The sequence below is a fragment of the Maribacter litopenaei genome (assembly GCF_025244665.1).
GTDB lineage: Bacteria > Bacteroidota > Bacteroidia > Flavobacteriales > Flavobacteriaceae > Maribacter > Maribacter litopenaei.
In genome coordinates, this window is the sequence record NZ_CP104205.1 from 3422905 (window position 1) to 3444011 (window position 21107).

The following is a 21107-nucleotide window of genomic DNA, read 5'->3' on the forward strand; positions in this document are numbered from 1 at the left end:
TGGTCATGAACAAAGTTCAAACATGCTGTATAATTGATGATGACCCCATATTTATTTACGGGACCAAACGAATTATGAAAGAAATCGATTTCTGCGAAGAAATCATCATCTATAATAACGGACAAGAAGCACTTGAGGGTATAGGAAAAATTTCCAATCTTGGACAAAAAGTACCCGAAGTCATCTTTTTAGACCTTAATATGCCCGTGATGAACGGTTGGGAATTTTTAGATGAAATCACGAAGTTGCCCAGCAATAATCTAGAAAAAACATATATCTATATCATAAGTTCCTCTGTGGATCCAAGGGACTTGGAAAAAGTGAAAAACTACAAATCCATAAATAATTACATCCTAAAACCCATCACTCCAAGTGATTTGGAAAATGTACTGAATTCCATGACCAACTAAACCTAATTTTTAAGCTTAGTTGTAAATAAGTTTTTTAGTTTTGCCCTAATTGCTATGTTAAATAAGATTTACAGGCTCTTTTTTAGAGTTAGGCATTTCTAGGTCCCCCCATAGATTTTGGAATATTATAATTGATGAGAAATCCTTGTTAAAATAGCGATTCAAAAAAAGCATTTGGGTCATGAGTAAGATTGGTAGCTGTTGTATTATTGATGATGACGAGTTTTTTGCGTTCAATACAAAAAAACTCATGAAAGACATTGGGTTCTGCGAAAACGTATTGTGGTACTCAGATGGACAGGAAGCCATTGATAATTTAGTAGGACTATTAATTGAAAACATTCCTTTGCCGGAAGTGATACTCCTGGACCTCAACATGCCAAATAAGGACGGCTGGGCCTTTCCGGATGAATTTGAGAACATTCCGGAAAACCGGAGGAAAAATGTCAAAATTTATATTGTGAGCTCCTTTGTTAGTCCTCAGAACTTGGCCAAGGCAAAATCTTTCGCCTCCGTAGAATCCTATTTGGTCAAACCTTTGACGGAAAAAATTTTGAATACTTTAAAGTAAGGTTGCTACCTAACTCCCGGAGTGAAGTCATCCGGTGCCAACTGTGGTAAATTAAAAGTTCCTGCCTCTCCTGTATCATTAAATATTTCCCATTGTGAAAATTGATACTCCGGACTTCCTTCTGTAACATCCTGTTTTCTCTGTGCTCGTCCATCCTCAAACTCATGATTGGTCTCTGTCCCATCTTCACCAATCACCCCAAAAACATCTATAACCGTTCCAAAGGGATCCACCGAACGAGGTTGTCATCACCATTGGAATCCGCAGGCGAATTGGTTCCCGCATCCACATCGGGCAGAAATCCATATATTTCTTCAAATACCGATGGATTGGGCGATAACAACAGGGTACCTTCCCCGTTAATGATATATCCCGATAAATCCGTTGAAGAACTTGCGGTTTGACTTTCATTAGTGTACCTAATGATTTGCCATCCTTTCAAGGATAGAGGCTCAGAATCCGAATTATATATTTCCACAAATCTAGCTTCCGGATTGTTATCTCGGATCCGCCAATTCCGAAAAGAAAATAGTGTTGGAAGTAAATTCATCCACGAAATCCTCGCACCTTTCCTGGCCAAATTCGATATCGGTCAAATCCCTTATGACCAATTTAAAGTCATTTCCGTCTCTAATGAGGACACCGGTGATATTTCCACGACCCTCAGGAAGCAAAATGGATTGAAAATCGGCAAAACCACTGTTCAACAAAATCAACTCGTTATCCTCACAATCTACCAGTAGACGTTCCGTTTCGGCCTCTTTTTCGGCAAAAGGGTTGCCCAGTTCCCCAGCCGAAAACTCCAAATTTTGAAATTGGACCAGCGTGCCTGCATTGTTATCCTGCAAGTCCGGAATTGTAATTACATCCGGTTCCAAAACGGCTCCTTCACCACAGGCTACAAAGACATGCTCAAAGACTTGGTTGTACGGCAATCGCCCAACGGATACATTCCCAAAGGAGGTAAATACTCCACCAATTTTATACTGATTTCGGAACGTCCTAAGTACAATCCTTTCAGCTTGATCAAAATCTTGTTCCCAACCTCAAAAAATAGATGGGAATCCCGCATGTCTATCTCTATCTGAAGTCCATCGGTGGGATTGCTTGGAGTGTTCTGAAAATACAATACGCTGAAAAAGTTATTTTCGGTATCGGAAGAAATCACATACCCTTCTAGGATCAAATCCTCCTGAATTTGAAGGGTTTCGCCTTGATAGTATTCCTTAAGTTCCTGGATACTGATATTCGCGACCAGATTTGATTCACAGGCAGGTTCCAATTCCTCAAAATCCTTGTTCTTAACACAGGCAAAAAACATACATACCATAAGTAAGAATGTAATCTTTACAATGAACCGATAATATGTTTTAAAAAGATTTGTCATCAAAAACTTAGGGCTACGTTTAAAAAAAGGTCCTTCCATAGCCATACCAATATTTTGGGGCAAAAGAAGGGGTACCGCTTAAATTGTCCTGTCGTAACTGACCAAAGTTGCCGTTTCGGCTTTGTTCATAGCCACCAGTTCTAAAAGTGGTATCGAACACATTGTTCACACTGGCGAAAATACCTAGGTACTTCCCGTTTTTCAACCATGATTTTCCTCCCACAAGGTTCAAAAGATAAAAGTTGTCCAAGGGCTTTTGTTCTAAAAGTGCTTGCACATTTTCATCCGTGGCATCGGGAAAACGTTGCCCTGTCTCCGGATCCAAAACAAAACTTTCTGTCCTAGTTATCGTAGAAATATTGGCATAGTTATTCGCAAGGTAATTGGTAGTGACACCTACCCACCAGTATTTGGGATCCCTATATTCCATGCCGAAGGCAAAGGCTTGTTGTGCATTCCTGACCCAATTTATAACCCTTTATCTTAGCAGTTCCCAAATCCTTGAATCCCTGGACATTAATCAGTTCTTCCTCCGCCGATGCGGTATCGAAATTAATGGTCACCGAAGGATCACTGGCATACACATATTTTCCGATGGAGGAAACCAATGACAGTTTTACCGTTGAGGATACTTGGTATTCTAGCCCCAATTCCGTTCCCGGATGCAATTTGTCCAAATCCGTCAATACCTCTTGGACAAAATCCGACCCAACACCAGAGTCCACAAAGAAGAAGTTGATATCGGTAAGGTCTTGAAATCGAGTGTAATAACCAGTTATTCGCCCCGTAAGATTGGGCAAACGAAGGAAATAGTTGACATCCAAGGTGGAAACGTTTTCCGTACGCAAGTTGGGTACGATAGCGTTGGACTCCCTTGGGTTCACGAAAACATTCTGAAGCAACGGTGCCCTTTTGATGAAGGCCCCTTGCATAGTGACCCAATGTCTTCCCGTTATCGCATGGGTAAGGCCCCCTTTGACCCCAAAATTTGAAAAAGTTATGTTCCTGCTTGCGCCCAACGAATTATCCGGAAACCGTTCATTCTGAAATTTACCTGTTCTTTGATATGCTTTCCGATTGAATTGTCCGGCCAAAAAGAACTTCCACTTGTTCAAGTCGGCCGAAATCTGTGAATAGGCCCTAAGTTCATTAGCCTGGAATTCGTAATTATACCCAAAAACATCCCCTTGTTTTTTCTCCAAATTGGAATCGAGGTCATTTCTTGTATCGGAAAAAGGGTCGATGTCCGTGTGAAATTCGGCCCCCAATAAATCATCCACTTCGGCGAAGTTTTTAGATGTTAAGTATCGGTTCATTATACCAAAATTGACCTTTATGTTTGGGTTCCATTGGAAATTTCCGTTCAAATTGGCCGTGAACTTAGAATCCGAAACCACATCGTCATAGAGTACATAAACAGCTTCGCCGCCCAAGGAAGGGTTCGCATTGGCGCTGTATATGTTTTGCCAATCCAACTGCGGATTTCGCAGAAAACTATTTCTCGGCCATTTCTGCACTAATGAAGTTCGCACCAATGGGACTGTTCACATAAAAGCTGGGCAAGTATCTGTAGTATGTTGGGTCCGGATTAGGGGCATTGTAGTACCCCAACCTGCTTCGTTTATGTGTTCCATTTTGATAGACCATCCCAAGGGAGAGGTTTAGTTTATCGGAAGTATAAAAATAATTGAACAGCAGCATGGGTTCCGAAATAAAGCGTTCTCTTGAGTTCCTGATTTTACCATCCTGTAGCCCCCAATATGGATTGTATTTGTTACCCACCAAATCGAATACTTCCTCTGTAATCGCCGATGACCGGCCCCTCCTGTTGGTGGTAAATATTCCCGACAGTAAAAAACTGTGGTTGTCATTGAGCTCATATTCCAGCTGTCCGCTTACCGAATAGGCATCGTAAAGGGTTCCGTCAATGAAACCTTCTTTCGCCCATCTTCTGGATCCGGACAGTACATAGGCAAATCCATTTTCCTTCATTCCGGAATTATACGTCGCCATCAATCTTCCCGTGTAAGTCCTATTGGAGGCCGATGTTGAAATACGGGTTCCCGGTCGTAATCCGGAAGGTCTCAAATCGATATTGGTATTGCCCAATATACCGCCAAAGGTATAGTCCGAGGCATCGAGCCCATTCGAGTATTCCTGGTTCCTGGTAATATCGTTCAGCCCTCCCCAGTTATTCCATTGGGGACGACCATCGAATAATTTGTTCATGGGGACACCATTCAAAAGCACCTCCCCTTCTTGGGCATCATAACCACGAACCCTGAAAAAAGCTTGACCAAAATCAAAGGCGGCACGGCTCAGAAAAACATCTCTAGTTGCCTGTAAAAGCCCTAAAGTATTGGATGTGGATTCATCTTCAAGTAGTTCTGCATCGGTCAAGGTAATCAGGTTATCCTGTTGTTCTACTGAAATGTCCCTTTTTAAATATATGTCCCCTAGATTCAAATCGAGCCCTTCAAGAACAATCGGAATCCTCTTAGATTCATAGTCCTGAAAAGATACTCTAAGTATATATTCCCCAACTAAGTCATTCTGTAATTTAAACTCACCTGAAAAATTGGTGTTTATTTCAATCAGTTTGCCCTCAATTTCAATTTTGACCCCTTCGATGGGTTCACTATCAATTTGGTTCAGTATGGTGCCAATTATATAAGGATCGGTTTGTCCATATGTGAAGTTGAAAAAGACAAAAATCGGTATAAGAAATAAGCCCCTGTACATGGTCTTTGGTTAGTGCAAGCTGTTAATGGTATTCTAATATATTTAAAAACAATTGCTTAACTCGTTTTTCTATGTAAAAACCATATATTTCAGTCCTAATGAGAAATTTTAGTTTTTATTTTTTTCTGCTATCGGCACTGGTAACTTTGGGACAAACCGAAAAGGAGTACCAAGCACGAACTATCGCATTCTATAACCTAGAAAATCTATTCGATACCAAAAATGACAGTTTGGTTTTTGATGATGATAGAACACCTATGGGAAAAGATAATTGGATCGAAGAACGCTATTGGAAAAAGATTGAAAACCTAGCGAAGGTCATTTCTGAAATAGGTTTGGAAATCACAAGCTCAGCCCCCGATATCCTCGGTGTCTGTGAGGCCGAAAATAGGAATGTTCTTGAGGATTTGATCAACCATACCTCACTCCAAAAAAAGAACTACGGAATTATCCATTTTGATTCGCCCGATGAAAGGGGTATCGATGTTGGGCTCTTGTATGCAAAGTCTTCTTTTATACCTATTTCCTTTGTCAGCAGGAGATTGCTATTGACCAATGAAGACGGTCAAAGGGATTACACCGGAGATCAGTTGGTAGTAGAAGGGCTTTTGGATAATGAAAAAATCTTTGTAATCGTGAACCATTGGCCATCAAGAAGTGGAGGAGAACTTAGAAGCAGACCCTATAGACTAAAAGCCGCGGAACTTAACAATAGAATTATAGACTCCCTCAGATATTTGAATTTTGAGCAAAAATTATAGGAATGGGGGATTTTAATGATGACCCCATTAGTCCCAGCTTTAAAAAAATTCTTAAAATCAAAGGGAAAGAGAAACAATTGGATTCCATGAGCCTATTTGGACCCATGGAAAGATTGTTTAAAAAAGGGGTAGGTTCATTGGCATATAAGGATCAATGGAACCTTTTCGATCAAATATACCTAACCTCAAACTTGGTTGAAACTCAGGATGGATACCGGTTTTGGAAGGCCGATGTATTTAAGCCTTTATATCTTATAGATTCAAAGGGGAGGTACAAAGGGTATCCTTTACGAACCTATGCCGGAGGTAATTATATTGGAGGCTATAGTGACCACTTTCCTGTATATATTCATTTGATAAGGGAAGTAAAGTAGAGAGATGTCTACCTTAATCCAAAGGCGTCAATTCAATATTTTTCCATTGTACCTTGATTCCCCCTCCATCATGGATTTGAAGAAGAACGGAGCCTTCTCCCTTTCCAATGATCCTATCTTTAAAGGAAACCATCTCCGTACCGTTTAGCCAAGAGGTTATTTGTTTACCATCTACCTTGATAGTCATATGGTTCCATTCACCAAATTTTAGAGCCTGATCCTTTTCTCGGTTTTGGCTTTTTGAGCCATTGACGTCCATAGGATTCATAGACCCCTCCAGTGAACTTTCCAGGTGGTGCGACCTCCACTTGCCAACCGCTTACGGTAGTTCCATCAACACTTGATCTTATAAACACCCCACTATTACCATCGGCCTCTTGTTTAAAATCAAGATCCGGAATAAAATTTTTATATTCCTTTTCTGTTCCTAAATAGCCATATCCGGCATCAGGACTACTTTCACAAATTAGAAGCCCATCTTCCACATACCATTTTTCTGTACCAAAGACTTCCCATCCGTCCAGATTTTCTCCATTGAATAATGAAACTGTCTGAGCGTTGGCCACTATGCCGCAAAAAACAATATATACTACAACAACTAACCTTTTCATAAATATTCCTTTTAAAACCATTGACTCCATGGGATTCTACTTAAAATCAACACCGGACCAATACCATAGAAAATGGCAATACTCTTAAACTTTTTATCACCTTCCACAAATTTTTTGTGTCCAGATCAACCTATGGTTATGGCTGCAATGGCCAATATATTTACAAAGGGATGTTCTACGGCCAATAATCGGGCAGCAGAGGTTAATCCCCCCATCCCAAACTCTTGAATGGCACTTAATCCACTTGGAGAGATAAAGTAAAGAATAAGGCCTACCAATAATTGAATGTGGCAGATAATAAGGGTAAACAGGCTTATTCTTAAGTCCTTGTCCATAGTGAAAACACGTTTGCTTGATAATCCGGTAATAGCATTTACTACGGCAATAATCAATATTGCCAATGCCACATAGGCCAAATAGGAATGTAGCATTTGAATGGTTTCGTACATATTGTTGGTTTAAATGAGTTTTAAAAGTAATGATTTTTGGGCATAAAAAAACCCTACCGAATGGTAGGTCCTAATAATAGGTTTACCTAATTAGAAGTTATACCTCAAAGAAAAGTTCCACGTGGTACCAAAACCAAACCATACAAAGTTGGTGTCGTCAATACCCTTGTACAATGTGGCCCCAGTCCCTTGGAAATTGGTATTGGACTCCGAAATATAAACAGTATCGAATATATTATTCACGTTCAATCTTGCAAATAGATTAGAACCTCCAAAATCAAAAGTGTAATCAACTCCTAAATCAAAAAGATTGTAGGTTGGTAGCTCAAGAGCACCAGGGTTATCAGGAGTTAAGAACGTATCGTCCTGGGCAACATTAAAATCCGCATATAAATCAGAAGCTATTCTCCAGCTTAAGTCTACATTAAACCTATCGAACAACTCATATTTGGATGAAATATAAGAAGTAAACTGAGCGGCATTACCAACTTTTACGTCTTTAATGTACAAAGTGGAAGAACCTACCTGCTGGTTGTTATCATCAAAAACACTTGCTACAACATCATCCTTATACCTCCAATTGCCCAATGACATCATACCCTCTAATTTAAGTCTGTCAACTGGCCTGGCGGTTACTTCTACCTCAACTCCTTGGTGCAATTGGTCAATTCCTTGATATTGTGCGGTTCCGGAAATGCCTCCCTCAAGGGTCACACCATTAGAATCGAATCTATTATTCCAAGATGTACTATAGAGGTTTAAATCTACGCGTAGTCCGTTACTTCTAAAACCGTACCCCAATTCAATAGACGTAATTTTTTCAACTTCTAAATCTTCGTTGATGACATTAGCAAAATTTGGGAACACGGCATCAAACAATGGTTGACGCGCAATATAACCGGCATTAAAAAATACATTATTCTTTTCATCTAAATTATAATTAGCTCCACCTTTTATATATCCTCCAGTGATATTCTTTCTATCACTTTCTACATTATTCGTTTGATCAAAGTAATCTATCCTTTTGTAACCCTGATTGGAAATACCGGCTTGCAAAACTGCTGAAAGATTTTGTTGATTTTTGTACTCCACGATACCATTGAAACCTGTCCATCTTACATCTCCAATATTGTAGTAGTCAATCTTGTCACTTGTTAGTCCAGTGTTCTTGAAAGGAGAGGCTTCTATAGTTTCCGTAAGGATTGTACCATTAACCAAGTTCCTGTTTCCGGTACTATAATAAGCATCCAATCCCATAAGATCGTTCAAAGCGCGGTAGTGGAATCCTTTGTAAGCTCTTAAGTCTATTCCAACACCATAGGTCCAATTATTGGACTCGAACTTAAGGTTTGATATTGCACCATACCAGTTATGGGAATTCATAGAAGCTCTTCTGATTAGAACTGCCCTGTTTACATTGTCATCCCTAAAACCGTTGGAACCAATTAGTAAACCATCATAGTTACTATTTGCTCCAATATAACCAGCAGTAGTTGAGCGGTTGACATTAACTACATTGTCAAAATTAATGGAACCATCTGCATTTCTAGATGCTGCTCCATTACCTCTATTTAAGAGGTGTTCCGTTAAATCAATGTTGAAAGGGAAAAGGTCTATATCGCTATTGCGGAAGTTGTTACCTCTAGGACCTGTTCCTCCTCCACGTCCCCAAGAGCCGTAGAATGATGAAGAAAGAGATACATTGCCACTAATGTTCCAATCCCAGTTCAACGTACCTATTGGCTTATTGTAAAAGTTTCTTCTAATGTTGTACTCTTCACCATCCTTTGTACCCCAATCAAGATTGAATTTTCTATTGATGTCGTCATCACCACCAAAATTTTGATAATCCCTAATGGATAACCATGATGATCTCTGATGGTGCCATTGTCCAGCACCTGTAAAGGTGAAGTTAAAGGCATGAACATCAGAAGGTTTATAGCCTAAAGAAAATAGATATGTATATCCTTCACCTTGGGTCCCGTCAACATAACCATCTCCTGTCCAACGACCTAATAAGACACTGGTTGCCCAACCATTCTCATTGACACCAGTATTGTAACCTGCTATTGTTTTGATATAGGCATCGTTACCCATGGTAGCTCCTACAAAACCACCTTCTTCCTTATCCGTACTTTTGGTAACGATTGTAACGGTACCACCAACGGATGGAACTGCCAATTTGGAGGCTCCAAGACCTCTTTGCACCTGCATCCCGAAGCAACATCTGAAAGACCTTGCCAGTTAGACCAATAAACCCAACCGTTCTCCATATCGTTTACAGGTTGCCCATTAATGATAAAGGCCGTATTACTTTGGTCAAAACCACGTACATTGATACGTGAGTCTCCATAACCCCCACCTGTTTTGGTCGCATAAACAGAAGGTGTAGTGTTCAAGACTTCCGGAAATTCCATATTACCTACTTTGGCAATGATTTCTGATGCGGTTACGGTACTTACCGCAACTGGCGTTTCCCTTTCAGTTGCCAAATCGATTACTCCAGTACCTACAACTACCACTTCGCTAAGTTCCTCAGCATCCGGCATTAGGGAAATAGTTCCTACGCTTCCTCCGGTAAATGAAACTTCTTGAGTAATAAAACCGATATAGGAAACTCTCAAAGTTCCTGAAGCTGTAGCTGCCTGGATGGTAAAGTTTCCATCAAAGTCTGTGGAAGTACCATTAGATGTACCTTTAACAACCACTGTAGCTCCTGGTAAGGGACCTCCCATTTCACCATCGACTACCGTACCTGTGATCGTAGTTTGCGAAAAAACAGTCGCGGTCAATAAAAATGCCGCAATTGCAAAGTAGATTTTTTTCATTTTTTATCGTATTTGTTAGTTTTTTAACTGGTGCAAAAGTCTCGCATTTTTCGACTTTTAACGTTAAGGGAACGTTAAATCACCGTACCAAACTTACTGTAAAAAAAATGAAAAAAAGACTGAATATTAAGAAGTTATATATGCATATCTTAAAATGAGAATTGTTTAAATCAACTCTTAAAATATTGCAAAAGTCGTAAAGTGGAGCCGTCGTGGGAGGAAATTTCAGGCCCTTCTATATCCTTCAAAATAGTCCCTGCCAACTGTTTTCCCAGTTCAACACCCCACTGGTCATAACTAAAGATGTTCCATATGATTCCTTGCACAAAAATTTTATGCTCATATAAGGCAATCAGAGAACCCAAACTTTTAGGTGTCAAGGTATCAATCAAAATGGTATTCGTTGGTTTATTACCTTCAAATACCTTGAATGGAGCCAGCTGTTCTATCTCCTGTTCCGATATATTTTTATCCTTTAGTTCCCTAACAACATCCCTGAGAGTTTTACCATTCATTAAAGCTTCCGTTTGGGCAAAGAAATTTGCCATTAGTTTGTTATGATGGTCCGTATCACCATGCAAGGAGTTTTTAAACCCTATAAAGTCTGTTGGTATAAGTTTGGTGCCTTGGTGTATCAATTGGAAAAAAGCATGTTGCGAATTGATCCCGGGCTCCCCCCAAATAATGGTTCCGGTCTCATATCCTACCCGTTTTCCATTTCTACCCACACTTTTACCATTACTCTCCATAATACCTTGTTGTAAATAGGCAGAGAATCTACTTAAGTATTGCGTATATGGAATTATGGCTTCTGTTTCAGCATGGTAAAAATTGTTATACCGAGATACTAATAAGTGCCATTAAAACCGGTAGGTTTTCCTCGAATTCGGTTTCCTTGAAATGAATATCCATTTCGTTGGCTCCCTGTAACATGGAATCGAAATTCTCATAACCTACAGCTAGTGCAATAGAAAGGCCAACGGCACTCCACAATGAGAATCTTCCTCCTACCCAATCCCACATTGGAAATACATTCTTATCTGAGATACCAAACTCGGCAATTTTCTCTGTATTGGTAGAAACCGCTGCGAAGTGTTTTGCTATATCCTTTTGAGTGGCATGCTCCAAAAACCACTTTTTTATGGTAGTTGCATTGCTCAAGGTCTCCTGTGTTGTAAATGTTTTGGATACTACCACGAACAAAGTGGTCTCCGGGTTTAAAGTTTTCAAAACCTCATGAACGTGGTCACCATCCACATTACTTACAAAATGTACGTTCAAATGATTTTTATAGAATTTCAATGCTTCCGTAACCATTGCCGGATCCAAATCGGAACCACCAATACCAATATTTACCACATCGGTAAATGACTTTCCAGTGTATCCTTTACTATTTCCTTCGATTATTGATTCCGTAAATTCCTTGATATGCCTTTTCACCTCATATACCTCAGGAACTACGTTGACACTGTCCACATAAATTTCTTCATTTTCTTTAGCCCTCAATGCCGTATGTAATACCGCTCTTCCTTCTGTTTGGTTGATTTCGTCTCCGCTGAAGTACTTGTCTATTGAAGACTTCAGATTTAGCTGATTGGCCAAATCCAATAGTAACTGTATAGTTTCTGAGGTTATCTTGTTCTTTGAATAATCCAAAAGGAAATCGTTCCAAATTTTACTAAAGTTTTCAGCCCTTTTTTCATCTTGGGCGAACAACTCCTTTATATTAAGGTCTTTTGAATTTTTATGGTGTTCTTTCAGCTTATTCCAAGCATTGGTAGTAGTTGGGTCAATGTTATTTAGTGCCATCTAGTTCATTAAGTGTTAACAAATCATCCTCTTCAATCTTCTCCGGGTATACTATGCAATCCAATTGCTCTTTTATGGGGTCTATATATGCGTAGTAATCCGGTCTTAAAGGTTCAGCTAAGGGTTCCGCCTGTGGGAGTTCTTCTTTTAACGGATCTACCTGACGCCCGTTCTTCCAAAAACGGTAACAGACATGAGGTCCTCCCGTGTTACCGGTCATTCCAACCCAACCTATGACATCACCCTGACGCACAAACTGACCCTTTTTTACATTCTGCTTTTTCATGTGAAGGTATTGGGTAGAGTAAGTCTCGTTATGTCTAATCTTAACGTATTTTCCATTACCACCTCTTCTTGTAGATTCCGTGACAGTACCGTCCGCAGTTGCAAGGATTGGGATCCCAATGGCAGCAGCATAATCCGTTCCTTTATGGGGCCTCACCTTATAGCCATAATAACGGATTTTTCGTTTTAAGTTATATCGTGAGGATAGTCTTCCAAATTCTACGGGCATCCTTAAGAAGGTCCTTCTTAAATTATTGGCCTCGTCATCAAAATAATCTACAAGACTTTTCAGGGAATCGTTTTCATAGGCAAAAGCATATATAGGTCTGCCGTTGTGCTCAAAATAGGCGGCTTCTATTGGTTCCGCGCCTGCATAGACGGTATCGTTTATATACTTTTCCTTATAGATTACCTTGAACTTATCATTCTTCTGCAGCATTGAAAAATCTATTGTCCAGGCGTACACATTCGCAAGATTATGCGTGACATTATAATCTATACCTTGATCCAAAATAGCCTCGGACAAATTTGTTTCTATAACACCGAGATACTTCTCTTTCCACATATTTAACCTTCTTTTTTCCTTTGTAGACCTGTACACTGTCCCTAAGATCAACCACAGTGTAATCGATGGGATTGTTTTCGTATATAAATACCTGTGCCTGTTCTGTAGTATCCTTTGATTTTAGAATCAAATAGGGCTTGCCAACCCTAATCCTTCTAACATCAAAGGTATCCCTATACTTTTCTGAAATCGTTGCTATTTTGGGATATTCAACTTTGTTCTTTAGCATCAGTTCACCAAAGCTATCGCCATATTTGATGGTATCCTGATGTACATTGAATTCTTCGATGTTAAATCCAAATCTTGTAATTATAGGATCTTCTACAGGGCTAATCTTTAGCTCTTCGTGGCTTACCACTACTTTTTCCTTTTTACATGCCCCTAAAAAAACTAACGTAAATATTATGCCCCAATATTTTCGCATGAGTCTAAGTATTTATTTTATTGGGGTTATAAATATGGTCTACCCATTGTTTACCCCAGTCATTTAATTCCTCTTCTGTATATATCTCTCGGAAAGAATACTATTTTTTGAAAACTTGGAGGTAGATAATCCTTCCAGTTCGTACCACCTGTAGCACTCAAATTACCGGAATCCCTTCCTAAATATCGATGGGCAGAGCCCATGTGCATCAATGGCCAATTTACATTGGCATTCATATCCATCGTCTTTAACGCTTCGAGCAATTCTTTATTTTGCCTGGCTTCGTTAGGCAAAGCTAAGTATTTATGATAAATTGTGTTATTTAACAATTGTTTCGCCGTACGGATCAATCTGGGCGTATAGCGATACTCAAATTGTTTTAAAGTCAAGGTTTTTTCTCCCGTCACTATATCAGTGGCCCCCTTTTTCCAATAAATATTTTCATATAGTTCTTCGATGGCATTCTCCGAGGAAAATTCTTCCCTTTCGGATTCATACACCAAATTTTCAAGTGGAGTAGCATAAATTTCTATCATCCTGAATTGGGCGGATTGAAAACCGCTCGCGGGCAAAAGTGCCATTCTATATTGAAGAAATTGTTCCCGCTCCATTCCCTTAATCATAATACTGAAAGAGGAAATAAGAGCTGTATAATAGCTATTTATTCTTCTGAGTTTTTCTATAAAGAAATCCAGATTTTGAGACTTATCATCTACCAATTGTTTTTGTTCATGCAAGATGAGCTTAAAATACAATTCAGTAATTTGATGGTACATGATGAATATTTCCTCATCGGGAAAATGGGTTCTTGGAACTTGAAGACTCAATAGAGTATCTAGGTGAATGTAGTCCCAGTAGGTTAAATATCGTTGGTACAATAAACCATCCAAGTAAGAGCTAAGATCTTGGCCTGAATCCCTATATTTTTCCTCAAGTTTTAAAATCTGAGATTTGACCCGCTCTTTGTCGTCCATTCTAATTTAGTCCATTATTATCTTGAATTGATGCTTCAGACCGTTATAACCATCCAAATCTGCCTTGATAGCACCAACCGCTAAATCTGCTTTTATTCTAATTGGAATGCGATTATCATCATTGGAAACCCAAAGGGATAAGCTTTCCTGCTCCTTAAATACCCGACCAGATTGTACCAAGGGCCTAAACTTTAGACATTCTACTTTCCCGTACTTGGTATTTACTATCTCTTTACCTAGGTACTTTAGTTTGAAATTGAAAATACCATCATCATCGTACAACATTTTCAAGTCAATGGCCTCTCCAACAATCAAGTCTTCAGGCTCATAATTATTCCTTAGAAAATAGAAAGCCGAAATTAAATCCTGTATACTGTCTTGGAGGTCAAAATTAAACTTTTTATTGTTTTTTTTATCATTCAGAACCGCTTTGTCATTATCATGGTCAAAATTGATTTCTACGTCCTTGGTATACCCTCCTTCATTTATCTTTCTTATGAACTTATATGGCTTGCCATCCTCCTTGTCGAAATAACTTTCATAGGTGTCATCCACTTTAAAAAATAGACTTGCAAAACCTGTTGTCTCCCCATGACCAACAACATGATATACAGGAATAGAATCTATTTTGGCATTTTTCACATGTAGGGTGGCATAACTTGCGTTTAGAATACCGTAATGCATTCTAAACTTCAACCATTCCCCCGATTTAAAGGCAGATTGCTGTCCTTGAGAAAACACATCGCTAATCCCCATCAAAAGCAGTAAAACCAAAACCTTTTTCATATACCGATTTTTTCTATAAAAATACTATTAGATTGCCCATAATAAACAACCTTACAATAACTTAAACAAAATTTATTCCAAAGTATTGCATAAAAAAAGCCCAGTTGAACAACTGGGCTTTTCCTAAATAACCAACCAAACTTTAAATTATGAAAAACCAATACTTAAAGTTGTAAGGGAACCACCCCTTACGATTGTAAAATTAAAACTTACTTCTTACCTCAGGTAGGTTTTAACTTACTTTAACTTTCAACTTAACAGTAATTCACATTTAGAGGTTTAAATTATGAATACATTAAGAAAAACATCTAATGGATTGAATAATATCCATTAAAACCAATAGCCAATACTGAAGAAAAAGTTTGAGTTTTGTCTTTCCGGTGACCAAGAGTATAATACTTGTATAGGATCAATAAAGGACTCCCATCCGTAACCGACTCCATATCCGAGAAAAATCAGGGGTCGTAAACCATTCTCCCGTCCTAAAGATATCATCCTCTACGTTGGCGAAATTGGCTGCAAACAGTAGGTGATTCTTTTTTATAAACTCATAATCTATCCTACCATATGCCTTAACAAAACTATTCCCTGGAAGGCTCAAAAAGTCATATCCAAGGAATGGGGTGAAATTGTTGATCAAGTCTGTTCCAAATCCACCTAAAACAAAATCGAAGGTGGTAACTCCTGAAGTTCCCAATTTAAATCCACCTTCGGTTTCAATATTTATAGATAACTTTTTAAGAATAGGAAAAGCCATTCCCATCCTTGCTTTTGAAATGGAAAAATCTTTAAAATTTTGATTAAAATCCGACGACAATAAATAATAATGGGTATCCCCGTCAAAATACAAACCTCCGGTTGGAAAATACCTATCGTCATAGGTGTCAAGCTTTAAGTTCCCATAAACACTAAAATAACTTCCCTTTTCAAAATAGGTTCTATCACCTATACCAGTGGAAGGAGGTAAAGTATCATCCAAAGCATCAATGATCCTAGTACTATATTTTAAGTACTTGTATTCTGCCCCTAAAGTAAAGGCAAACTCTTCTCTTAAAACCGTCTGTACATAAACTTGGTTTGTAAAGTCCGAAACATCAAGGTTTAACGAGTTTATATTTGAACCTATGGGAATCTCAAAATTTTGACGGATCAAATCAAAATTAATTTCTTGACTAAAAGCATTATATCTAGAATTGACCCCAAAACTCCAATAGGTACCCTTGTCGACATAATATTGAAAGTTATATCTAACATTGTCTCCTAAAATAAGATCAAAAGATGCGGCATCATCCCTTAATGCCAAGTTTCTTTTAGTGAAATTAAGGATTGCCGCACTTTTATAAAGATCGTCATAGTGGGCTCCCAATCTAATAAATGAAGTATTCGGGGTTTCATCCAAGCGTAATATCAAATCCTCTCCATTTTCATTAGAAACCAGTTTGTATCTATTCGTTGTGAAATTACCTGTGGCCGTTAAATTGCTTATCCCTTGTTGTAGTTTTTTAAAAGAAATGGGATCCGCTAAATTAAATCGAAGCTTTCCCTTTACATAACCTCTCGGTATGCTGGTTATTTCCATTAATTATCAATCTATTGATAGTAATGGTGTCGTTAAGGCCCTTGTAGTCCACCGGATTTCTGATGATTTTAGCCTTACTTGAGATTTCTTTAAGTTCAGTTAGTTTTTCCTTGGCCGCTAATACACCACTTTCAATGATTTCGCCAGTCCTATCAAACTCAATTACAGTAAAGGATTCAATATTAGGTTTTATATAGATGTCCGTTTTTTTGGACTTAGCAACCATATCCCTTACGGTGCGGTAATTATTGATCTGTAATAAGATTTCAGTCGCTGATAAAAGAGCGTCCCTTTTGGATAAGTCATGCTGTACATCAACCCCAATGACAACATCCGCACCCATGGCCCTAACTTTATCTATTGGATAGTTGTTAACAACACCCCCATCTATCAAGATCCTGCCATCAATACTTGAGGGTTCGAATAAAGATGGTAAAGTACCACTGGCCATGATAGCTTGTGGTAGATAACCCGAATCCGAGAATCACTTCCTCTCCAGTCTCAATATCAGTTGCTATGCAGACGAAAGGAATTGGCAGTTGGGAAAAGTCACTTATGTCCTTTACATGATATAACAACCTAACAAGCTCATTGTAGATGTTTTGTCCTCCGAGAGAATGCTGTAGGAATGCTTACCCTAAAATTGTCAAATGGTAGGGTTAAGGCATATCTCTCAGAATCTTCCTTTTCGTAGAATGTCTTGGCATTCCTAGGCAGGTTATCCTGAATTAAATTGACGAAGTCCGTAGCTCGAAAAATAGAATCCAACTGGTCGGCGGAATATCCAGCTGCATATAAAGCTCCAACAATGGCACCCATACTAGTCCCTCCTATATAATCAATTTCAACGCCAGCCTCCTCAATAACCTTTAAAGCTCCAATGTGGGCCATACCTTTGGCCCCGCCACCGCTAAGAACGAGTCCAACTTTTGGTTTTTTAGAGGAATCCATTTGAGTGAAGCCTTCTAAAGAAACAAGAAGTGAGAAGGACAAAAGAATACATCTGACCATCCATTTTGGCAATATTCCCAAATCAATGAAATGAACCATATATTTTTTTTGCTTTGGAAGGTCCAACTGCTTCGGTCAAATGCTCTAATGAAGCTTCTTTAATCCGTTTAACGGACTTGAATTTCTTCAATAACTCCCTTGCTGTTTTTTCGCCCACTCCTTCAATGCCCTCCAATTCTGAATTTATTGCTCCTTTACTCCTTTTATTTCTATGAAAAGTTATGCCAAATCTGTGAGCTTCGTTTCTTAAATGTTGAATAATCTTTAAACTTTCAGATTTTTTATCCAAGTATAGGGGTATGGAATCCCCCGGGAAGTATATTTCTTCTAGCCGTTTGGCTATTCCCACAATGGCTATCTTACCACGCAACCCTAAAACTTCCAAACTTTTCAATGCCGAGGACAGTTGTCCTTTTCCTCCATCTATGATTATCAACTGAGGCAGGGATTCTTCTTCCTCCAAAAGTCTTTTGTACCTTCTGAACACCACTTCTTCCATAGAGGCAAAATCATCAGGTCCGGTTACTGTCTTAATGTTAAAATGTCTATATTCCTTTTTACTGGGCTTGCCGTCCCTAAAGACGACGCAAGCGGCCACAGGATTTGTTCCTTGTATGTTGCTATTATCAAAACACTCAATATGCCTTGGTTCTTCGGACAATCTTAAGTCTTTTTTCATTTGGGACATTATCCTATTGGTATGCCTATCCGGGTCGATAATCTTTATTTGGTTGAAACGTTCCTGTCTGAAGAATTTGGCATTTCGTTCTGATAATTCCAGCAATCGCTTTTTGTCCCCAAGCTTTGGCACGGATACTTTTAAGGACGCATCCAACTCCACGTTAAAAGGAAGGTAAAGTTCCTTGGATTGTGAATTAAAGCGCTGTCGTATTTCCACTATGGCCAATTGAAGCAGTTCTTCATCGGATTCGTCCAATTTCTTTTTAATCTCCATTGTATGCGATCTTATAATAGAACCGTGGGATAGTTGTAAAAAATTTACATAGGCCATGGCATTATCAGAAATAACCGTAAATACATCCACATCGCTGATCTTTGGGTTAACGATGGTGGACTTTACCTGGTAGTTTTCCGAATGTCTATCTTATCCTTTATTCTTTGGGCTTCTTCAAACTTCATCTCCTCCGCCAAAGATTTCATTTGACCCTTGAAATAATGGAGCGAGGATTTAAAATTTCCCTTGATGATTTCCTTTATATCCTCAATTTGACGATTATACTCCTCCGAGGACTGAAAGCCTTCACAAGGTCCCTTGCAATTACCTAAGTGATATTCCAAACAAACCTTATATTTTCCACTTTTGATTTTTTCTTGGGACAAATCATAGTTACAGATCCTAAGCGGATATACACTTTTAATTAGGTCCAAAAGTGTTCTGACGGTCTTCATACTTGTGTAGGGCCCATAATATTCCGAACCGTCCTTTATAACACGTCTTGTGGGAAACAATCTAGGAAAACGCTCGTTTTTGAGACATAACCAAGGATAGGACTTATCGTCTTTAAGCATGACATTATAGCGAGGTTTGTATTCCTTAATTAGATTGTTCTCTAGCAAAAGTGCATCAGACTCCGTAGGCACTACAATATGCTTGATTCTTTTAATTTTTTTTACGAGAACCCTAGTCTTACCATATTCATGATTTTTATTGAAGTAGGAAGAAACTCGCTTTTTAAGGTTTTTAGCCTTGCCTACGTACAAAATTTTATCATCCTTGTCATAAAACTGATAAACTCCAGATCCACTGGGCAGGGCACTTAGTTGAACTTCAATTGGAATTTGGGACATATAACTTAGGTTCTAGATCTTAAATCAATGGATTTGAATTTACACGCTTTTCTTGTAACAGTTAAAATTTAACAAGCATTTTAACTCAATAAATAGGATTGGAATTGAATAAAATAAGGATTAAACAATTGCAATGGCCATTCATAAGAATTAACATATGTTCATCGATTTTCAATGTTAAATCACTTTTTTATACAAAAAACACATAAATAATTGATTACTAATATATTATGGAATTTTCATTCAATTCTGTATTCTTCTTTCTGTTAATTTTCATATAAAAATGTGCTTTTTAACGATAAAAGTGTGCTTTTCAAGGAGATTTAATATTTTTTTTACTTACATTTAACTCAAATCAAAACCTCAAATACTATTTGTTTAATATATGGAAAGCTATATAATAACACTCGGAACTTACCTCATCTTAATGTTGTTTTTTAAAGTTTTCTTCGCTGTCGCTGGAAAAGAATAAAGATTGCCTAATCATAATCAAATCGTTTTTCAATTATGTTGAAGAAAGATTTGCGATTAAAATACTCCACTCTCAGAGAGAAGCTCTCTACGGCACAGATTGCAGAAAAAAGTCTGGCCATATCCAATAAAGTCTTAGAAATTCCAATTTGGTCCAGGGACTATTACCATGTTTTTCTTCCCATAACTTCAAAAAAGGAAATAGACACTATTAACATTCTATCTATTTTACAAGGTAAGGACAAGAACATTGTAGTACCTAAAGTTGAAAATGACTCATTACGCCATTATCTGCTGACGGACAATACCAAGTTTAAAAATAGTGCATGGGGAGTTCCAGAACCCATAAATGGAATACCTATCGACCCTGGCCATATTGACGTAGTGTTTATTCCATTATTAGCATTTGATACTAATGGTAATAGGGTAGGTTATGGTAAAGGTTTTTACGATAAGTTTCTAAGTGAATGCAACCCTGAAGTAGTGAAAGTGGGACTAAGCTTTTTTGAAGCGGAATCAACAATTACAGACATATTCAATGGAGATATCCCAATGGATTACTGTATAACCCCGAAACAATCTATTCGTTTATTGGTTCATGAGGACTTTCAGGTTTTTCATGACTATCATCTAGCCCTTCTTCCTCCTCGGTCTTCCCAAATGCTCTTTTATTAAAAACCAATAAAATTCCTACCCCAGTACTTATAGCAGTATCCGCAATATTGAAAACGGGCTCGAAAAACCTAAAATTCTTTCCTCCCACAAAGGGTATCCATTCGCGCCAAGTTGTATCCACTAAAGGAAAATAGAGCATGTCCACTACTTTTCCATAAAAAGCTTTACCATAGGGTTCATCAGAAAATAAGGTGGCTACCTGATTATAACTATCATCGAAAATCAATCCGTAAAAAACAGAGTCCAAAATATTACCCAAAGCTCCTGCAAATATTAAAGACACGGCTACTATTAATGTTTTAGAGGATTTTTTTCTTACAACGTCGTACAGCCAGTATCCTATCCCGAAAATGGCAAACAACCTAAAAATGGTCAGAATCAATTTACCTGTTGCGTCCGAAATCGGCAATACATCACTAAGTTTGGCTCCCCAGGCGGCTCCTTCATTCTCAATAAAGAGAATCTTGAACCAGCTAAAAACATCAACAGATTCCCCTAAAACAAAATTTGTTTTAATGTAAATTTTACTCCATTGGTCTACAAGGAGGATTAACAATATCAGTACAATTGACTTTTTGAGGTTCAT

The 21107-nt window shown here is 38.3% G+C and carries 18 protein-coding genes and 7 pseudogenes; 4 read left to right on the forward strand and 21 right to left on the reverse strand.

The annotated features are described in order from the left end of the window. Positions 1-5 precede the first annotated feature (5 nt). Both NYZ99_RS18475 and NYZ99_RS18480 read left to right on the forward strand, forming a co-directional pair. Positions 6-410, forward strand: coding sequence for a response regulator (locus NYZ99_RS18475; RefSeq protein WP_260572623.1), 405 nt, complete (start codon positions 6-8; stop codon positions 408-410). Between the two features lie 181 nt (positions 411-591). After that, complete coding sequence (locus tag NYZ99_RS18480; protein ID WP_260572624.1) at positions 592-981, forward strand: response regulator; 390 nt, start codon at positions 592-594, stop codon at positions 979-981. A gap of 5 nt (positions 982-986) precedes the next feature. On the opposite strand, the gene NYZ99_RS18485 is transcribed toward NYZ99_RS18480, so the two are convergent. The 6 genes and pseudogenes from NYZ99_RS18485 to NYZ99_RS18515 all read right to left on the reverse strand — a co-directional run bounded on the left by NYZ99_RS18485 (position 987) and on the right by NYZ99_RS18515 (position 5110). Further along, the gene (locus tag NYZ99_RS18485) at positions 987-1214 is read right to left on the reverse strand and encodes a hypothetical protein (protein ID WP_260572625.1); all 228 of its coding nucleotides are present in this window, start codon (positions 1212-1214) and stop codon (positions 987-989) included. After that, positions 1190-1459: a lamin tail domain-containing protein gene (locus tag NYZ99_RS18490; RefSeq protein WP_260572626.1), complete on the reverse strand. Its 270-nt coding sequence runs from the start codon at positions 1457-1459 to the stop codon at positions 1190-1192. Before NYZ99_RS18490 ends, NYZ99_RS18485 begins: the two co-directional genes overlap by 25 nt. A 19-nt stretch (positions 1460-1478) precedes the next feature. Further along, positions 1479-2413: pseudogene (locus NYZ99_RS23075) on the reverse strand (DUF5689 domain-containing protein). Continuing rightward, the gene (locus NYZ99_RS18505) at positions 2388-2798 is read right to left on the reverse strand and encodes a hypothetical protein (RefSeq protein WP_260572628.1); all 411 of its coding nucleotides are present in this window, start codon (positions 2796-2798) and stop codon (positions 2388-2390) included. The pseudogene NYZ99_RS23075 and the gene NYZ99_RS18505 overlap by 26 nt, the downstream one beginning before the upstream one ends. Further along, complete coding sequence (locus NYZ99_RS18510) at positions 2788-3900, reverse strand: TonB-dependent receptor (protein WP_260572629.1); 1113 nt, start codon at positions 3898-3900, stop codon at positions 2788-2790. Before NYZ99_RS18510 ends, NYZ99_RS18505 begins: the two co-directional genes overlap by 11 nt. Further along, complete coding sequence (locus NYZ99_RS18515; RefSeq protein WP_260572630.1) at positions 3863-5110, reverse strand: TonB-dependent receptor; 1248 nt, start codon at positions 5108-5110, stop codon at positions 3863-3865. The genes NYZ99_RS18510 and NYZ99_RS18515 overlap by 38 nt, the downstream gene beginning before the upstream one ends. Before the next feature lie 98 nt (positions 5111-5208). On the opposite strand from NYZ99_RS18515, the pseudogene NYZ99_RS18520 reads away from it, so the two are divergent. Continuing rightward, positions 5209-6245, forward strand: a pseudogene (locus NYZ99_RS18520) (endonuclease/exonuclease/phosphatase family protein). Positions 6246-6258: 13 nt separating this feature from the next. Here NYZ99_RS18520 and NYZ99_RS18525 read toward each other — a convergent pair. From NYZ99_RS18525 to uvrC, 14 genes and pseudogenes are all read right to left on the reverse strand, one after another. Then, a complete protein-coding gene (locus NYZ99_RS18525; RefSeq protein WP_260572631.1) occupies positions 6259-6432 on the reverse strand; it encodes a 3-keto-alpha-glucoside-1,2-lyase-like domain-containing protein in 174 nt (57 codons plus the stop codon). Between the two features lie 10 nt (positions 6433-6442). Then, the gene (locus NYZ99_RS18530) at positions 6443-6856 is read right to left on the reverse strand and encodes a 3-keto-disaccharide hydrolase (RefSeq protein WP_260572632.1); all 414 of its coding nucleotides are present in this window, start codon (positions 6854-6856) and stop codon (positions 6443-6445) included. A gap of 11 nt (positions 6857-6867) precedes the next feature. Further along, positions 6868-7305, reverse strand: a pseudogene (locus NYZ99_RS18535) (hypothetical protein). A gap of 90 nt (positions 7306-7395) precedes the next feature. Then, positions 7396-9519, reverse strand: coding sequence for a TonB-dependent receptor domain-containing protein (locus NYZ99_RS18540; protein ID WP_338039127.1), 2124 nt, complete (start codon positions 9517-9519; stop codon positions 7396-7398). Then, the gene (locus tag NYZ99_RS22405) at positions 9411-10133 is read right to left on the reverse strand and encodes a carboxypeptidase-like regulatory domain-containing protein (RefSeq protein WP_338039128.1); all 723 of its coding nucleotides are present in this window, start codon (positions 10131-10133) and stop codon (positions 9411-9413) included. Before NYZ99_RS22405 ends, NYZ99_RS18540 begins: the two co-directional genes overlap by 109 nt. Before the next feature lie 170 nt (positions 10134-10303). Then, positions 10304-11942: pseudogene (pgi, locus tag NYZ99_RS18545) on the reverse strand (glucose-6-phosphate isomerase). Beyond that, positions 11929-13216: pseudogene (locus NYZ99_RS18550) on the reverse strand (M23 family metallopeptidase). Before NYZ99_RS18550 ends, pgi begins: the two co-directional pseudogenes overlap by 14 nt. 4 nt (positions 13217-13220) lie before the next feature. Then, positions 13221-14190: pseudogene (locus tag NYZ99_RS18555) on the reverse strand (tryptophan 2,3-dioxygenase family protein). A 6-nt stretch (positions 14191-14196) separates the two neighbouring features. After that, positions 14197-14976 (reverse strand): DUF3108 domain-containing protein, encoded by a 780-nt coding sequence (locus NYZ99_RS18560; RefSeq protein ID WP_260572633.1) that lies wholly within the window; start codon positions 14974-14976, stop codon positions 14197-14199. Positions 14977-15306: 330 nt separating this feature from the next. Continuing rightward, on the reverse strand, positions 15307-15435 hold the full coding sequence (locus tag NYZ99_RS22410; protein ID WP_338039468.1) for a hypothetical protein: 129 nt from the start codon (positions 15433-15435) through the stop codon (positions 15307-15309). Beyond that, complete coding sequence (locus NYZ99_RS22415; protein ID WP_338039129.1) at positions 15386-16555, reverse strand: hypothetical protein; 1170 nt, start codon at positions 16553-16555, stop codon at positions 15386-15388. The genes NYZ99_RS22410 and NYZ99_RS22415 overlap by 50 nt, the downstream gene beginning before the upstream one ends. Continuing rightward, positions 16503-17006, reverse strand: coding sequence for a patatin-like phospholipase family protein (locus NYZ99_RS22420; protein ID WP_338039130.1), 504 nt, complete (start codon positions 17004-17006; stop codon positions 16503-16505). The genes NYZ99_RS22415 and NYZ99_RS22420 overlap by 53 nt, the downstream gene beginning before the upstream one ends. A gap of 137 nt (positions 17007-17143) precedes the next feature. Beyond that, positions 17144-17605 carry a patatin-like phospholipase family protein gene (locus NYZ99_RS22425; RefSeq protein ID WP_338039131.1) on the reverse strand — a complete coding sequence of 154 codons (462 nt, stop codon included), beginning with the start codon at positions 17603-17605 and terminating at the stop codon, positions 17144-17146. Then, positions 17589-19375, reverse strand: a pseudogene (gene uvrC, locus NYZ99_RS18570) (excinuclease ABC subunit UvrC). Before uvrC ends, NYZ99_RS22425 begins: the two are co-directional and overlap by 17 nt. Before the next feature lie 507 nt (positions 19376-19882). Here uvrC and NYZ99_RS18575 point away from each other — a divergent pair. Further along, positions 19883-20521: a 5-formyltetrahydrofolate cyclo-ligase gene (locus NYZ99_RS18575; RefSeq protein ID WP_260572634.1), complete on the forward strand. Its 639-nt coding sequence runs from the start codon at positions 19883-19885 to the stop codon at positions 20519-20521. Here the strand turns inward: NYZ99_RS18575 and NYZ99_RS18580 are convergent. Next, positions 20427-21107 (reverse strand): lipoprotein signal peptidase, encoded by a 681-nt coding sequence (locus NYZ99_RS18580; protein ID WP_260572635.1) that lies wholly within the window; start codon positions 21105-21107, stop codon positions 20427-20429. The two genes, NYZ99_RS18575 and NYZ99_RS18580, sit on opposite strands and share 95 nt — an antisense overlap.

What these genes read in the sequence shown, in the direction of transcription:
- NYZ99_RS18475 (WP_260572623.1), top strand. Translation starts at nt 6, where the DNA reads ATGAACAAAGTTCAAACATGCTGTATAATTGATGATGACCCCATATTT.
- NYZ99_RS18480 (WP_260572624.1), top strand. Translation starts at nt 592, where the DNA reads ATGAGTAAGATTGGTAGCTGTTGTATTATTGATGATGACGAGTTTTTT.
- NYZ99_RS18505 (WP_260572628.1), bottom strand. Translation starts at nt 2,798, where the DNA reads ATGGAATATAGGGATCCCAAATACTGGTGGGTAGGTGTCACTACCAAT.
- NYZ99_RS18515 (WP_260572630.1), bottom strand. Translation starts at nt 5,110, where the DNA reads ATGTACAGGGGCTTATTTCTTATACCGATTTTTGTCTTTTTCAACTTC.
- NYZ99_RS18525 (WP_260572631.1), bottom strand. Translation starts at nt 6,432, where the DNA reads ATGACTATCAAGGTAGATGGTAAACAAATAACCTCTTGGCTAAACGGT.
- NYZ99_RS18530 (WP_260572632.1), bottom strand. Translation starts at nt 6,856, where the DNA reads ATGAAAAGGTTAGTTGTTGTAGTATATATTGTTTTTTGCGGCATAGTG.
- NYZ99_RS18540 (WP_338039127.1), bottom strand. Translation starts at nt 9,519, where the DNA reads ATGCAGGTGCAAAGAGGTCTTGGAGCCTCCAAATTGGCAGTTCCATCC.
- NYZ99_RS22405 (WP_338039128.1), bottom strand. Translation starts at nt 10,133, where the DNA reads ATGAAAAAAATCTACTTTGCAATTGCGGCATTTTTATTGACCGCGACT.
- NYZ99_RS18560 (WP_260572633.1), bottom strand. Translation starts at nt 14,976, where the DNA reads ATGAAAAAGGTTTTGGTTTTACTGCTTTTGATGGGGATTAGCGATGTG.
- NYZ99_RS22415 (WP_338039129.1), bottom strand. Translation starts at nt 16,555, where the DNA reads ATGGAAATAACCAGCATACCGAGAGGTTATGTAAAGGGAAAGCTTCGA.
- NYZ99_RS22420 (WP_338039130.1), bottom strand. Translation starts at nt 17,006, where the DNA reads ATGGCCAGTGGTACTTTACCATCTTTATTCGAACCCTCAAGTATTGAT.
- NYZ99_RS22425 (WP_338039131.1), bottom strand. Translation starts at nt 17,605, where the DNA reads ATGGTTCATTTCATTGATTTGGGAATATTGCCAAAATGGATGGTCAGA.
- NYZ99_RS18575 (WP_260572634.1), top strand. Translation starts at nt 19,883, where the DNA reads ATGTTGAAGAAAGATTTGCGATTAAAATACTCCACTCTCAGAGAGAAG.
- NYZ99_RS18580 (WP_260572635.1), bottom strand. Translation starts at nt 21,107, where the DNA reads ATGAACCTCAAAAAGTCAATTGTACTGATATTGTTAATCCTCCTTGTA.